Below are 14,740 nucleotides of genomic sequence, written 5' to 3' on the forward strand. Positions count from 1 at the left end.
CCGTCGTAGGCCGACCAGTGCGTGGCCGACGGCACGTTAGGACCGCTCCCCACATCGAAGTACACCGGACCCGGCTCGCTCCCACCGACGAGAACGGGCTTTCTTGGCGGCGTAGTCCGAGTCCCGGGAGGTCTTCCAGTTCTTCAGGCGTTGAAAGGAGACGCCTTCCTCGCGGAGCAGGATGCGCAGGCCCTCGTGGCTGTGTCGTCGACCACCCCCTCGGCGACCAGGAAGTCCGCCAGCTTGGTCAGGCTCCAGGTCGAGAACGGCAGGTCGTGCTCGGTCGGTTTCGACTTCGCGATCTTCTTGTTCTCGTGCCGCTCGGGCAGTGTGAACTTCCTGGGCCGGCCGCCTGCGTACTTCGGATACAAAGACTCGAAGCCGTCGGCGTTGAAGTTCTGGATCACGTCCCGGACCAGGTCGGGTCTGGTGAACGACACCTCGGCGATGCGCGCCACCGGCATGCCCTGCGCGGACAGCAGCACCATCTGGGCCCGCCGCCAGGTCACCACCGGCCCGGCGGAGGCGGCCCCTCTGCGGATGATCCGCAACAGGCGCTACCCCTCGTCGCCATCGATCTCGCGGATCCGTACTGCCACCCGCACAGCCTTGCAATACCGCGCCGTCCGGACCAGCGTCCGAACGCCGCGTCGTCACCTCAGGACGCGTTGGCAAACGTCAGGGTCGCTTGCGCCAGGTCGGTGAGGAACTGAGCACGGTCAAAGCCCTCACTTTCGACCGTGCCCGGCGGAGGCGTATTCATGAAGCTGAAGTGACCGGCCCCCGGCACGATGCGAAGGTCGACCCGGGCCGGCGCACTCTTCAAGCGGACGGCCTGCTCGACGGGTGTGACGCTGTCCATCTCCCCCGCAAAGACGAGGATCGGCGCTGTCACCGCGTCCAAGGCACCCGGAGCGGCAAACCAGCCGGCCGCGGGCGCGTACAAGACGAGACGGCCGACGCGTGGCTCGCGTGGGACATCCAGCGGCCGGCCGTCCCGCCCCCAGGGCGTCGCACCGGCGAGACAGAGGCCAGCCCATCCACCGATCGAGTGGCCGACTACCACAACGTCCGCGTCCTCAGAGGCCCCCCGGTGGAGCGCCTCGACCAGCCCGGCCGGGCGTGCAAGCAGCTCAGCGGTGGTCGCCTCCCGAGCGACAAAACGCTCGAAGTACGGCGCGATGACCTGGCAGCCATCGGCTGCCAGGTGTTCCAGGAGGGGGCGGTAACGCTCCGGATCGCCGCCTGCGCCAGCAGCGAAGAGCACGACACGCTCACTGTTCGTGGGACCAAGCGTCAGTGTTTGCATCTCGCTCCTTCACCACAGGGCCGTTCCCCGAAGCCGGCCCGCGGGTCACTCCGTGCTCTGTTATGGCCTCAGATTAGCGCGCAGCAGATCGCGGCACCCGAACGGCGCGTCGTGTCAGCAGGGGCAAAGGTTCTCTGACATGGCACTAGTTCGGCTGCAGCGGCGTACAGGGAGCACAGCCGGGTGCCCGAGTGTGTGCTGCGGGCGCACTTCAGGGTGAGCACCGGCACCCGAGCCGGGGCCATCACGCAATCAATGACGTGGACGACACTCCGCCCTCGCCCGCCGGCCTCGGCCGCCACCCAGCAGCGCGTGCCCTCCCGAGGCGCGGCGCGATACCGAGCTCCGGGCTGCTTGGGTGTGCCGAAGCCCGATAGTTGTCACCATCGGCATCCGCTGCCCTGCGGCTTCAAGTAGGACAAAGCGTGGTCGCAAGCAAAGCATGTGCGCTGTCACCGCGTTCGCCTTGTGGTTGGTGCACGGCGGCCCTCGGCGATCACGGGCCATATTTCGCGCGCCCTGCGCGAACCCCGCACCCTACGATCACCCGGTACGGCTGCTGGAGGGGCGGTAATGCTTGAGGACATCGAGGACGGGACAGCGGCAGCGACGCGGCTCGCGGGAGGTGCGCCGCTTCAAAGCATGCTTGATGTCGCCGACCCTGGTGACTGGCTTGCGCTGGACGCAGGAGTACGTGAGGTGGCCTGGTACCGCCCGCAATTCCTGCCGGAGTGGGAACAGTCCGCCCCGCTGTCCGCCGACCTGACTCAGCTCGGCGAGTCTAGGCTCGCACTCGCCCTCTGCCACCGCGACGGGCGGATCCGTCAGGAGGCGGTGCGCCAGTCGGTCCGATACCCCGGCCTGCTGCCGTTGGTCGTGATCCGCTGCGCTGACTGGGCCGGCCCAGTGCGCGAGCGCGCCCGGCAACTGCTGTGCGAGGCTCTGAATGTCGACTCTGCCGTCGATCTCGCGCCGCTCATCCTCCGCGTCGGCCGCCGCGACAGAGGGGCCTTCGGCATCGATGTGCTGGGTCAGGTCCTGCGCCAGGCATCCCACGGGCAGCTCGTTGCTCTCTTCGCTGACCCCGACCGCATCGTCCGGCGGTTCGCGTACCGGCTGGCCGTCGAGAGCCGACTGCTCCGTCCCGCTGAACTGGCCCGCGCGGCTGCCCGGGACGAGGACACCGTGGTCCAGGACCTGTGTGCAACAGCGGCGCTCACGGTTCTTGGGGATGAGGAGGCCTACGAGGATGTGCTGCCTCCACTGCTGTCCGCGCGCAACCCACGTACCCGTTCGGCTGGCGTCACCGCGCTGCGGCGGGCGGGGCGGTCAGGGCAGGCGGAGCCGTTTCTCAGCGACCGGTCCGCGCTCGTGCGTGCTTGCGCGCGGTATGTCGTACGACAGCAGGGAGGTGATCCGGCGGTCTGGTACCGGGAGCGGTGCACGGCACCGGACGACCCCGAGTTGCCGCCCGGTGCGGTCATCGGGCTGGCCGAGTGCGGGAACCGCGCGGACGTAGGGCTGTTGTGGCCGCTGCTCGCGCACCTGGCGGCGGGGGTGCGGGCGCGAGCGGTGGCAGGGCTGCGGGCACTGGACTGCGTGGATGCGAAGCAGTTGCGGCCGCTCCTCGACGACCCTGCCGCCGGTGTCGTCCGCGAGACGGCCGTCGCCCTGCTGCCCTCGGCAAAAGAACTGCCCGCCGACTGGCTGCTGGAGCGCACCGGCCTCGAGCGGCCGCGGCACGTCCGCGTGGGCGCATTCCGGCTGCTCGACGCGCGCGGCGGCATCGTGGCGCTACGGGTGGCGGTCGGCCTGTTGGAGGACCCGGATGTGAAGCTGCGCACCTGGGCCGGCCAATCCGTGCAGCGCTGGCATCCGTCGGCGGACGTGCGGCGCGGTGATGCGGAGGTGGGGGAACTGCTCGACCGGAGCCGACACCTCTTCAGCGACTACGTGCTGCGCCGGCGCAAGTGGGAGGCCGGGGTGGACAGCTGAGACTGCACCGCGGTCCGGAACGCTGCTCGACACTCGCCGCCCGGCGGGCCTGGTGACAGCACGCCTGCCTTGGTGACAACCCTCGCGCTTTGGCTCATTGGGAATTGATGCACGCCATGAATGGCGCTCCGACTTCAGTAGTCGAAATCCATGTAATCGATGTCGTTGATCTCGACGTCCGAGAGCCCCATGGCGCGGTCACCGCTGTCCTGGAAATAGACATCTGCAAACCCTTCCGCGATGATCCCACGCATCTCCTGGTCGCCGGCCCCGGCGTCTCGAGCGTCGAACAGGCGCTGCGCGTACGCCGCGGGGAGGTGCACGGTGAGTCGCCGGAACCGTCCGTCGTCGGTCGTGCCGACCGGCGCGGTGTAGCCGAACCGGGCCCTCGTCTCCACCGTGATCCCGGTCGCGGCGGCGGCCTGCTTCCGTCGGCGCTTGCGCACCTGCGGCTGCCAGCGGGACCGTACGGCCGTGTCGGTCTTCGCGGCGATGTCCTTCGGCGGGCGCTTGCGTTCGCCCTTGCGGTAACGCTCCACCGACCGCTGGCTAACCCCCAGCTCCGCCGCGACGGCCTTGGTCGTCTTGAGCTGGCGCATCAGGAAGTTGATGCGGCCCTGGAGGGTCTTGGGCGGTTCCCGGGTGAAGGCCTCCCGGTCGGCCCGCTCGATCGCGTCCTCGATCTCCCCCACCGGTTACTCCCCTTCGTCCAGGACGGCGTCGCCGCCCTTGATGTGGCGGGCCGGGTTGAGGCCCTTCTCCATGAGGTCGACCGCCCACGCCATCTCCTGGACGCCTTCCAGCTTGGCCAGGCCCGGGGTCGGCCCGAGGCGGAATCCGCCGGGCTGGGGCTTGCCGGAGGCGGCGTACGGGAGGAAGTCCAGCGGGCTCGCGCCCGGCGAGGGGTAGACGACGCAGTCGGACAGCACGGCGAGCGGGTACAGGCCCGTCATCTTCGCCATGTTGTTGAGCTTGCGGTGCATGTTGACCCTGGCCTTACTGATGACGGCGGCGCGGATGTCGGGGCGCCAGGTCGGGCGCTCCAGGGCGGGCCAGCGGTCGCCGTCCTTGTACTTGCGGCCCTGCGGGCGCTCGCGGAGCTTGCCGACGCCGCCCTTGACCGTGGCCTTGATGGCCGACAGGACGGCGGCCAGGGCCGGGTCGGCCTGCTTGTGCCGCTCCATGGCTGCGAGGAACTGGCGGTCGTCCAGGTCCTTGGTGACGCCGAGGTCGGCGAGGGTGTCGATGTATGCCGTCTTGAGGCGGTCGTGCCACGGGTCCAGGTACGCGCCGGTCTTCCGCCGCAGGTACGCCTCGATCGGGTGGACGTCGTGGCCGAGCTCCTGGGTGTAGGCGACGGTGTGCGTCTGGTACCAGGCCGGGCCCGTCGGCCGGGTGCCGTCGGGGGTGAACGGCGACGGGAGGCGCGGGTCCAGCTCGATGTGGCTGAGGTCGACCAGCCAGGAGCCGGGAATCTTCGGGTTGAACTTCGGGGCGTTGAAGTGGTCCGGGCCGGACGGGCCGACCACCAGGCGGGCCGAGGCGGCGCGGAACGCGGTGTTGAGATCCAGGCCGAGCGCGTACGGCAGCAGGCACTCCTCGTCGCTGAGTAGGTCCACCGATCGCACCCACTGGTACGCCTCCTCGTTGAGGAAGCCGCTCTTCCAGCCGCTGCCGACGACGACGGGGTGTTCGGTGGTGGCCTCCGGCGGCGCCGGGTCCATCGGCTCCGTCCCCAGCGAGCCGGGGTTGTAGCCGGACACCCAGTTTCCGGTCGCCGGGTCCTGCACGGCCTTCGTGGGCGGGCGCAGCGCCGTCATCAGCTCCAGGCCGGAGACGGCCGTGGAGCCGCGCGGGGTGATGACGCGCTGGGCGTAGACGCCGAGGACGCGGGCGATGTCGGCCGGCTCCATCTCGGAGACGCCGGGCCAGGACCGCTCATCGAGGGCCTCCCATGACAGGAGGGCGAGTTGCACGCACTGCCGCTGGTTGCCCTGGGCCTTGCGGTAGATCCGGGCCCACGGGCCGAAGCCGCGCTGCGTGAGCTGCCACTTCGCCTTCGTCACCTGCTTGACGACCGGGTGGTCCTCGGGCAGGCGCAGGGAGCGGCGTTCTTCGTGGCCCTCCAGGCGCTCCGGCAGTCCCAGCTTCACGGCGGCCGCGGCGGTGAGCGCGATCAGCGGATCGGAGTCCTTGCCGTGGCGGTTGAGCTTCGCGGCACCGAGGCCGGACTCACGCAGCGTCCACTCGACCAGCTCCGGGATCGTGGTCGCCGGGCAGTCGAGCACGATGCCGTCCACGCCGTACGCGGAGCCGTCGGCGTCCAGCACGCGAGCGGGCCGTGCTGGAATCGCGGGTCCAGCACCCGTACGGGCCGGTGACCAGGGCCTCGGGGCGGCAGGTGCTGCAGCCCGCCGCGTATCGTCAGCCCCGGCAAGGGACTCGACGTCCGCTCCTGCCCCGGCACCCACCACAAGCAGCAAGGCAAGATCCCGACCGACATGGTGGTCAAGCTGCAGTTCAACGGCCAGCGCCTACGCTCCCTGCGCCGCGGCCTCCCCAACTTGCACCAGCCCCGCCGCTGCTTCGTCGGCAGCGGAGAAGTCGACCTCCTGGAACTTCCACGACAGGATCCGCGCCCCCGCCGGAACGCGGTACACGTACTGCATGCCGTTCTTGAATCCCGGCTGCAGCTGGTCGTTGCACTCCGGGTTCCCCGGCAGCTTGTACAGGTCTTTGATCGCGTCGTACCGGCGGCCCTGGTCGTCGATCAGTGAGTTCGCCACGGGATAGCCGCACGTGAGATCCATGCTGGCCTTCGTCTCGTTGCGAACCACCGTGTCGAGCACGATGAACACCGCCCCGTCCCCGGCCTTCACCGTCGCGGTTTCGCCCTGGTCGGTCTGCTTGATGCTGTCGGCCCGGGTCACCTTGGTCACGGTCACGTACGCGCCGCCGCTGCGGGCCTCGGTGCCGACTGCGGAGCCGGCAGCAGAGGGCGACGGAGACGGCGCGACAGAGGGTACGTCTCCGTCGGGGGTACCCGGAGTACGCGTGTCCTGCCGGACCGGCGCGGACGCCTCCGGCGCTGCTGCCCCCTGGTCGGAGGCCAGGGTGTAGACCAGACCGCCGGAGGTGGCGGTCAGGGCGGCGGCCAGGCACACCGTGGCCGTTTTCCACGGGTTCCGAGGAGGCCGCGGCGCGTTCTGAGGCTTGGCCGGTATCGCATCATGCTGGATGTCGGTCATGGATCCGGCTCCTCGGGAGTACGGGAAAAAGGCTGGCGCGCCGCTCCCATCGGGGTAGGAGCGTCCAGCGGCAACCACCGGATGGTAATGGGGCTGATGCCGTTAGGTGCTGCTTTTGCCTCTGTTTGTAGGCCCCATCCGGACGTCGGCACCTACCAGCGGGCCCCGGACAAGACGAAGTCCCCGCAGCCGGGTGGCTGCGGGGACTTCGCCCAAGGAGCGCCGCTGGCACAGCGCTCTGTGCGGCTTCAGCTGGGGGGTGCCCCTAATTCCTTCGTAGGGATCGCGGTGGTGCCGGGTGGCTTCACGGCGGTGTTCGAGTGGTGAGGTCCGTTACGCCTGTCGCAACCGTGGTCCGCGAGGCCTCTGGGTAGACCGTGCGGACGGCCTGGCCGCTGGGTGGTGGCGGCCTCGTGGGCGTCGGACGGATGCCTTGGGTGCCCCGGGCAGCGGATGCCTACACATAGAGCGGCGGCGTCCGGCGTCCTCGTGGCCGTCACCACCCTGTGCCTTGATCACTCGTTGTGTTGGTGGTGCGAGCCCGCCCCGCGGTGACCTCTTGATAAGCCCGAGCCGTCTGAGCTCCCGCATAGACCGAGGCCCGTGGGGTGCGCTGGTGTCACGAACGGCTAGTGAGGTGGCGGCCCGGCCCTGGCGGCCGAGGCCTGGAATTAGGTCGCTGCGTGGCCCGCATGCGCTCGTGACCAGCGCATACACCCGCACCCCTGGGGAGGGAACATCTTGATCTACTGCGGAATCGACTGGGCGGAGAAGACCCACGACGTCGCCCTCGTCGACGACAGCGGCCAGCTCCTGGCCAAACGGCACATCACCGACGACGCGGCCGGCTACAAGATCCTGCTGGACCTGCTCGCCGAGTACGGCGACACCGAAGAGACCCCGATCCCCGTCGCGATCGAGACCAGCCGCGGCCTGCTCGTCGCCGTACTGCGGACCGGGAAGCGGCCGGTGTTCGCGATCAACCCGATGGCCGCGGCCCGCTACCGAGACCGGCACGCCGTCTCCCGCAAGAAGTCCGATCCCGGCGACGCCCTCGTGCTGGCCAACATCCTCCGCACCGACATGCACGCCCACCGGCCCCTGCCGGCGGACTCGGAGCTCGCCCGCGCCGTCGCTGTCCTGGCCCGCGCCCAGCAGGACGCCACTTGGAACCGGCAGCAGATGTCCAACCAGCTCCGATCCCTGCTCCGCGAGTACTTCCCAGCTGCTCTGGCGGCCGCCGCGACCTGGCAGAACGGTCTGTGCCGACCAGAGATCCGCGAACTCCTCAAGGCCGCACCGACCCCGGCCATCGCGGGTCGGCTCACGAGGACCCAGATCATGGCCGCCCTCAAGCGGGCCGGCCGCAAGCGCGGCATCGAGGCAGACACAGAACGACTCCGCGAGGCCCTCCGCGCCGACTGGCCGCACCAGCTGCCACTGGTCGAGGACGCCCTCGGTAAGCAGATGCTCGCCCTGCTCCTCCAGCTGGAAGCCGCCTGCACCGCCGCCGACAACCTCGCCCAGGCCGTCGAGGAGTCCTTCGCCCAGCACGAGGACGCTGAGGTCATTCTCAACTCTGGGCGTTCGCCGCCCACATGCTTCTGCTCTGTGGAACCTGTTCAACCGCATGATCGGCCAGCTCCACCACTGCCTCCAGCACCACAAGCTGTTCGACGAGCGAGAGGCCTTCGCCACCGGGCTGGTCCTCACCGAGAACGCGGCCTGACCTGCTAGGAAGGCTTGTCCCGGCCACGAGATGGCGTCGATGATTCGGGCATGAGACCTGAAGTGCAGACCTTCACGCCGACGGCCCGCTGCCTGACTGGGACGCGGAGGAGGAAGAGATCGAACGGCGCGTCACCCAGCTCGAAGCGATCAGCAAGCCGGTGACGGGAGAGGAAGCCGCTGCCCTCGTCAGCTGCTTCGGCCCCGACGACTGCTACGGGGTCGCCTGGACACTCCTCCACCTCATCGAGACCGGCCCCAACCCGGTCATCCACACCAAGCCGGCCCCGGACACCAACGAGTGGCACCACCGGCTCTACGACCGCGCCGTGTTCGAAGAACCCAACCCGACGACTTGACGCGTTAGACACGTGAGGTGTCTATCTCCTTCGTCAAGCTCGGTGCGGATCGTGAACCATTTCGCGGCCCCGGCGGCGGACGACCTGCTAGGCCGCGACCACGACCGCACCGGCCACATCACCGTCGACCACACCGACCCCGGCCTCTTCGAGCGCCGCGCCCGCTTCTATCTGCGCGGCCCGCGCCCATGCTCGACGCCCTCACCGCGGCCCTCGGGCCCGGGGGGTGCCGCGCTTCGAGGTCTTCGCCGAGCGGTTCCGCCCCGCCCGGCAGCAGGTCGCCGTCCCGACGACGCCGCTGTCACGGTCACCTTCGCCCGCACCCGATGCACCACCACATGGCGCCCGTAGGACGGCTCCCGGCTGGACCTCGGCGCCGCCGGGCTGAACCTGCCCAGCGGCTGCCGCGTCGGCCAGTGCGAGAGCTGCGCCCTCACCGTCGAGGCCCTCCCGGACGCTGAGGTCCTCACCTGCCAGACGATCCCCACGTCCGACCACGCTCGACGCCGGACGCCCTCGACCGGCCGTGCTCCACCCGGTCCGCGCCGTGTTCGTCGGGGGTCCGCGGACATCCGACCGGCACGGCGGGCCCTGGGGCCTACGGATGAACGTCCCGATCGAGCGAAAGGAACGTCCAGTGGGCGACATCGATGCCAGGCTGGTTCTCGTCGTGACCGTCACGCTCGCGTGTGTCTGGCTGACGCACCGCAACCCCCAGTGGGTCAAGCCGCTGTCCGTCGGGGGTGTCGTCGGCGCTCTGCTGGTGGCCCTGCTGGTGCTGATGGACTCCTAGGAGCTGTTGTCCGCGAGGGACCGACATCCGGGCGGAGGGTGAGGAGAACGCCGCTACGGAGGGAAACGACATGACGCGGCCCCAGATCGCCGAACGCCTGGAAAGTCACCTCGCCCAGGAGCCGGACGCCCACGAGGACACCGGCTCCTGGTCCGACGGACTGCTGTCCCTCGCCATGCAGTTGCCGGGGGAGTTCCACGAGCTCGGGGCGACCTCGGCGGCCAGGATGGCCGCCCGGGGCGACTGCCTGAGGAACACCGCCGCCGCGGCCATGCTCGCGGCGTACTACACGTCCCCGCGCGACCCGGACGCCTTGTTGCGTACGGCGAACGACTTGGTCCGCGCGGGTGACACCATGAGCGCCCTGTTCGCCTTCGCCGGGGTGCGCGCACTCGCCCGCACCGTCGGTCTGCACTTCCACGCCGAGGCCTTGGCCGTTGCGGCGCTGGCCGTCCTGGACCGTCTCGACGGCTTCAGCCCGCCACTGCCAGCCCCCGCCGCCGGCCCGGCCGACATCGGCGGCGAGGAGCACGCCGCGCTCCGGGATCTGTGGACCACCGTGGTTGACCACGACAGCGAAGCGACCGCAGCGTGGATCTCCCGGCACGGGGCCCCGCACAGCGGTCATCCCCTGCTCGGTCCGTTGTACCGCCTGTGCGAGACGATGCTCCGCACCCCGCACCGGTACGGTCCGGCGGGCGCGGACTTGATGCGGGGCAGGCTGCTGCGGGGCGTCGCCTACAGCGTGCCAAAGCTCTACAACGACCGCTTCCACTGGTACCGGCATTACGCCGACGCCGCCTTAGTCGACGACGAGGACGTGGTGGTGGTCTACGAACGCTGGGCCCAGACCCTCACCATGACGGGCCGCCTGCCCGAGGCTCTCGCCGCGCTCGACGTACCGCAGGAGCCGGCCACGGGCGTCGCGGCCGCGAACGCGCTGCGGGGCGCTGCCCGGATCTGGCGCGTGGCGGGCGACTTCGAGGCCTCGCTGGACCTCAACGATCGGGCGATGGCTGCCGTGGCGGGGGTCGACGCGACGGCGACCAAGATGGGCAACCTGTGGTTGAACCGGGCCTACACTCTGCTCGGACTGGAGCGGTACGCCGACGCCTTCGCCGCCGTACGCATGGCGGAGGACGCGTACGCCCGCGATCCCTTCGCCGTCATCGGCCTCGCCGAGGCCAGGGGGCTCCGTTGCCGGTGCGACCCGGATCCCGAGGCCGGCGCCGCCATGGCCCGGCACCTGCTGACGCTCGACGACAGCCAGGCCCTCCCCCACCCCGGCCGCGGCAGCGTGCTGTACCAGGCCGGCAAGTCGTTGATGGCGGAGCAACCGGCGCTGGCCCTGGACGCCTTCGAAAGGGTCGCCGTCGCTCCCTCGCCCTGGGAACAGGGAGGGCGCCAGGCGATCCTCGCCGGGCTGGCCGCCACCCGGCTCGCCTGGACCCACCGGGACGACGGTCGGCTCGAAGGCGTCGACGGACCGGCGCTCGCCCTCAGGACCCACGAGGCGGCCGTGAATCAGAAGAACCGGCTGCTCGCCGCACGGTCCGGACTGCTGCTCAGCCGCTGGCTGGCCGCCTCCCCGGAAACCGAGGGCGAGGTGTCCCGGGTGACGGGCGCGGCGGTCGACGATCTGGGATCCGCCCTGGCCGGACTGGCCGTTGACGCGGGACGGCGCATCGTCGACGACCTGCAGACGGCCTTCGACACGGCCGTGCGCCTCGGCGACGGGCGCCTCGCACTGCGCATCGCCGAGATCGGCCGGGCCGTACGCCTCATGGCGCTGCTCCGAATCCGCCCGCAGGAGATGCCAGACGACATCCGGCGCGCGGTGGCCGCCCTCAGCGCCGCGGAGCGGGCCGGCGAGGGCGACCTCCCCGAGTCCGAGGCGCAGCCCGAATCGGGCGTCCGATCCGCCGCAGCCGCAGCGGTGACCCTGCACGCCGACGCGATCGAGCAGCAGGCGGGCCGCATCTTCCGCAACCTGCTCGCCGAGCCGCCGCTCGACGTCGCCAGGGCCCGGGAGATGTTCCCGCGGGCCGAACTGTTGTGCCTGCACGAGCACCTCGGCACGGTGCGCTGGGTGTGGTGGGCTCCCAGTGAACCGACGCCGCGGGCCGGCTCGATCACGCTGGCCCCCCGCGCCCTGCGGTTGCTGGACGCCTACGCGAACGGGCGGGTCTCCGCCGTGCCCGGGGACAGTGTCGCGGGCCTGGAGACCGTCCTGCCTGCGGCGCTGCGGGAACGGCTCCTCGACCACACGGGCGACGGGCCACCGACCGACCTCCTCCTCGTCCCCGGTGGCAGGCTGTGGCGCGTCCCCTTCGCCGCCCTCGTCCTCGGTGAACGCAGGCGCGAACTGTGCACGGTGGTACGCCTCACCCTCTCACCGTCGCTGTCCATGGCCACCCTCGTGGCCGAACAGGCCCTGACCGTCCGGCAGACCGGTCCGGCCAACCGTGCGGCCGGGTACTGCAACGACACCCTGCCGGGGGCCCGCGACGAGAAGGCCGCGCTGGCCCACTACGAGGCGTTCGTCGCCTGGCAGGGCCTGGACGCCGCCCGGGACGCACTGAGCGGCCCGAACGACGTCGAGTTCGGGGTGCTCTCTACCCATGGTCGACCGGGTCCCGGTCTCGCGCAGGCGGTGGAGGACCACGCCCTGCGCCGCCTGACCGCAGGCGAGGCGCTGCTGCTCGACTTCCCGAGGATCACCGCCCTGCCGGTCTGCTTCGGCATGGACGCCGCGCCCCTCGACGAGCCCATCGGGCTCGTCACCGTCGCCCAGGCGCGCGGCGCGGTCTGGGTGGTCGGCGGCTACCAGCAACTGCGCGACCACACCACGGGATGGGTGCTGGCCCGTACGTACCGCAGGATGCGCGAGGGCGTCCACCTCGTCGACGCCCTGCGCACCGCACAGGCCGAGTACCTGACGGCCCTCCGGCAGCCGGGGGGCGCCGACGGGGACCTCGCGAGAATCACGGCCGGCTTGGGCGAGAACGCCGCCCAGCAGCCCAGTTGCTGGGCTCTGACCGTCGTGGGGCCACCGCACCCGGACAGCTGGAACAACGAGGGCCGGGGGGCGAAGCGATGAAGGCCGTCACCGCGTGGGACGGGGTCATGACTGTCGTTCACCTACCCGAGGAGAAGCTGCTCCACGTCGGGCTCCAGACCACCGAACCGGTGCAGGAACGGACCGTCAGGCCCGGGCTGACCCTGGCCTTCGCCGAGGATGACCCGACCGGTCCGCCGGTCCGGGTACGGGCCGTGCTCCCCGTCCCCGCCGATGTCCTCCAACTGCTCGGGGGTCGTTGCGGCGAGGCCGTGCGCCGGGTCTTCGCGGGCCCGGAACGGGTGGCCTGGGTGCACCTGGACCTGGCGGAGGTGGAGAGCATGGCGCTGGCCTGGTCGCCGTACCGCGGCGCCGTCCTGGCGCCGGATTCCGAGGGGTGGCTCCCGCAGGTCGGCCGGTGGGCGGAGGCTCTCTGGACCCTGGTACGGGCCCCTCGGCCAGCCGTCCGGAGCGGCCTCGGGGCGCGGGAGGAAAGGGGGGAATGGTGGCTCCCGGCGGAGCTGGCCGCCGAAGGGGGGGTGCATCCGCGCCTCGTCTGGGAGCTCCGCCAGGGCACGGACGGGCTGCTCACGACCGTCCGCGCGTCCTCCGTGGCGGCCACGTGCCGTCTGGAGGCCGCCCCGGACAACGGCGACGTCGCCTGGACTCCCTTCACGGCGGACGCGGGCGCAGGCGAGGGCGAGGGCGAACGAGAGGTGTGCGCCGAGCTCACCTCGTCCGGCGTCCCCGCCACAGCGGCCGTTCGGTTCCGCGTGCGTCCCGAGACCGCTCTGCCCGCGCTCGAGGAAGAGGCCGCTCCATGAACGACCGACCACTTCGGCTCCTCCGTTCGGTCACCCTTGACCTGCTCGACGAATTCGACCCGCACGAGGTGGCCGACTACGAGGAGCGGGTGGGGGCCGGTGAGGAACTCGCCGAGCTGATCGTCACCCGAGCGGCGGACGTCCTGCGCTCCAGCACCGGGCGTAAGGACTCCCTGCCCGCGGACGAGGCGGATGCCCGAGCCCTGGTGGCCGCCGCGCTCACCGTCGGCGGGAAGGGCCACGGCGTCCACCGCAACGTCCAGCACGCCCGCAAGGCCTACGAGGAGCTGCGCGAGCCGGCCCGCCGACTGTCCACGGCTGTTCTCGTCCGTGCGCGGCGGAACAAAAACACCCTGAACATCCTCGGCCCCGTCCTCACCGTCCGGGAGGCGCTGCTCGACGGCCGGCCCGCTCCGCTGGGCGACCAACCGGAGATCACCGCACTCGCGACGGCGGTCGTCTTGGCGCTGCCCGGCGAGACCGATACAGCCTCCCGGTTGGCGGCGCGTGCCCTCGACGGCGCCGCGGCCCTGCAGGCGTCGTACGAGGCGGCGGGTGCGTTCCGCCCGGAGTCGCGCGTCCCCGGCGCGCGGACGGATCTGCTGGGCGACGTCGCCGCCCTGATCCTGCCGGCCGCGGCCCGGGAGGTGTGCCTGGCGGACTTGGTGGCGGCGCCAGAAGGGCCCGCTGCCCAAGGGGCGGGGGCGCGCGCCGCGATGGAACACCGGGTGCGGGAGCTTTACGAGCTCCTGCGCACCTGCCTGACCTCCGGCGCGGGTCCGATGGCGCAGCACTCCGACGCCGACTGGCTGGCCTGGTACGACCGGTGCGCCGCGCGGCTGGCCGCCGCGTGCTCGCTCCCCCTGCTGACCGCGGGCGGTGACATCGTCGACGTCGTGGCGTGCCTGCACCCATGGACCCGTCTGGACCGCACCACGACGAACCGGGAGCGCACTTTTCCCGTCGACTTCCAGAGCGGATTCGGTCCGGCCGAGGCCGCGATACCCCGGCAAGGCACGGACGGCGGCCACCGGCCCGGGGGCGCCTACGACGACGTGCTGGACTTCGACGCCTTGTTGCGCACGACGGTGGGCCGGTTCCTGGCGCCGCCGGAGCTGCCGCCGCCGCCGCCAGCTCTGGTGCACGACTGGCTGACCGGCGGCCGGCCCGCTGACCGGTTCAGCGGCGGCGAGATGTGGTCCCTCGTACTCGCCCTCCGGTCGCTGGTCCTCAGGCTCGGTGAGTACGCCGACCTCCAGCCCGGGGAGGTGCCGCCCGGCAGGGCGGCGAGGATCACGGCCGCGCTGCACGCGCGCGCGAAGGCACGGGGAGTCGGCCCCGAGGAGGCCGTCAGGCAGCCGCACCACGCGCTGGCCGTGCTCCTGCCGCCCCTGTGGACGCGCCGCCCGGCCGCTCTGCTGTCCGT

General features: G+C 71.2%; 9 protein-coding genes and 4 pseudogenes. 8 read left to right on the forward strand and 5 right to left on the reverse strand.

Going from position 1 to position 14,740, the window contains the following annotated elements:
• Window positions 1-93: 93 nt before the first annotated feature.
• Both ACWFQ8_RS32705 and ACWFQ8_RS32710 read right to left on the reverse strand, forming a co-directional pair.
• A pseudogene (locus ACWFQ8_RS32705) lies at window positions 94-554 on the reverse strand (helix-turn-helix domain-containing protein); the annotation flags it as partial.
• Between the two features lie 104 nt (window positions 555-658).
• Window positions 659-1,309 (reverse strand): alpha/beta hydrolase family protein, encoded by a 651-nt coding sequence (locus tag ACWFQ8_RS32710; protein WP_453789914.1) that lies wholly within the window; start codon window positions 1,307-1,309, stop codon window positions 659-661.
• Between the two features lie 573 nt (window positions 1,310-1,882).
• On the opposite strand from ACWFQ8_RS32710, the gene ACWFQ8_RS32715 reads away from it, so the two are divergent.
• Window positions 1,883-3,304 (forward strand): HEAT repeat domain-containing protein, encoded by a 1,422-nt coding sequence (locus ACWFQ8_RS32715; RefSeq protein WP_453789915.1) that lies wholly within the window; start codon window positions 1,883-1,885, stop codon window positions 3,302-3,304.
• Between the two features lie 134 nt (window positions 3,305-3,438).
• Here ACWFQ8_RS32715 and tpg read toward each other — a convergent pair whose 3' ends face one another.
• The 3 genes from tpg to ACWFQ8_RS32730 are packed head-to-tail and all read right to left on the reverse strand — an operon-like array spanning window position 3,439 to window position 6,552.
• Window positions 3,439-3,996 (reverse strand): telomere-protecting terminal protein Tpg, encoded by a 558-nt coding sequence (gene tpg / locus ACWFQ8_RS32720; protein WP_453789916.1) that lies wholly within the window; start codon window positions 3,994-3,996, stop codon window positions 3,439-3,441.
• A 3-nt stretch (window positions 3,997-3,999) separates the two neighbouring features.
• Window positions 4,000-5,778, reverse strand: a complete 1,779-nt coding sequence (gene tap / locus ACWFQ8_RS32725; RefSeq protein ID WP_453789922.1) for a telomere-associated protein Tap — start codon at window positions 5,776-5,778, stop codon at window positions 4,000-4,002.
• Between the two features lie 60 nt (window positions 5,779-5,838).
• On the reverse strand, window positions 5,839-6,552 hold the full coding sequence (locus ACWFQ8_RS32730; protein ID WP_453789917.1) for a hypothetical protein: 714 nt from the start codon (window positions 6,550-6,552) through the stop codon (window positions 5,839-5,841).
• A gap of 738 nt (window positions 6,553-7,290) precedes the next feature.
• On the opposite strand from ACWFQ8_RS32730, the pseudogene ACWFQ8_RS32735 reads away from it, so the two are divergent.
• The 7 genes and pseudogenes from ACWFQ8_RS32735 to ACWFQ8_RS32765 form a co-directional block, all read left to right on the forward strand.
• Window positions 7,291-8,130: pseudogene (locus tag ACWFQ8_RS32735) on the forward strand (IS110 family transposase); the annotation flags it as partial.
• Between the two features lie 311 nt (window positions 8,131-8,441).
• Window positions 8,442-8,639, forward strand: a complete 198-nt coding sequence (locus tag ACWFQ8_RS32740) for a hypothetical protein (protein WP_453789918.1) — start codon at window positions 8,442-8,444, stop codon at window positions 8,637-8,639.
• Between the two features lie 390 nt (window positions 8,640-9,029).
• Window positions 9,030-9,116: pseudogene (locus ACWFQ8_RS32745) on the forward strand (hypothetical protein); the annotation flags it as partial.
• A gap of 160 nt (window positions 9,117-9,276) precedes the next feature.
• Complete coding sequence (locus tag ACWFQ8_RS32750; RefSeq protein ID WP_453789919.1) at window positions 9,277-9,432, forward strand: hypothetical protein; 156 nt, start codon at window positions 9,277-9,279, stop codon at window positions 9,430-9,432.
• 70 nt (window positions 9,433-9,502) lie between these two features.
• On the forward strand, window positions 9,503-12,532 hold the full coding sequence (locus tag ACWFQ8_RS32755) for a CHAT domain-containing protein (RefSeq protein WP_453789920.1): 3,030 nt from the start codon (window positions 9,503-9,505) through the stop codon (window positions 12,530-12,532).
• 26 nt (window positions 12,533-12,558) lie between these two features.
• On the forward strand, window positions 12,559-13,314 hold the full coding sequence (locus tag ACWFQ8_RS32760; protein WP_453789921.1) for a hypothetical protein: 756 nt from the start codon (window positions 12,559-12,561) through the stop codon (window positions 13,312-13,314).
• A pseudogene (locus ACWFQ8_RS32765) lies at window positions 13,311-14,740 on the forward strand (hypothetical protein); the annotation flags it as partial. The gene ACWFQ8_RS32760 and the pseudogene ACWFQ8_RS32765, both read left to right, overlap by 4 nt.

This window comes from Streptomyces sp. NPDC055254, assembly GCF_053606025.1.

Excerpts from the sequence above, each read along its gene's own strand:
- ACWFQ8_RS32710 (WP_453789914.1), bottom strand. The coding sequence starts at position 1,309 with ATGCAAACACTGACGCTTGGTCCCACGAACAGTGAGCGTGTCGTGCTC.
- ACWFQ8_RS32715 (WP_453789915.1), top strand. The coding sequence starts at position 1,883 with ATGCTTGAGGACATCGAGGACGGGACAGCGGCAGCGACGCGGCTCGCG.
- ACWFQ8_RS32730 (WP_453789917.1), bottom strand. The coding sequence starts at position 6,552 with ATGACCGACATCCAGCATGATGCGATACCGGCCAAGCCTCAGAACGCG.
- ACWFQ8_RS32755 (WP_453789920.1), top strand. The coding sequence starts at position 9,503 with ATGACGCGGCCCCAGATCGCCGAACGCCTGGAAAGTCACCTCGCCCAG.
- ACWFQ8_RS32760 (WP_453789921.1), top strand. The coding sequence starts at position 12,559 with ATGACTGTCGTTCACCTACCCGAGGAGAAGCTGCTCCACGTCGGGCTC.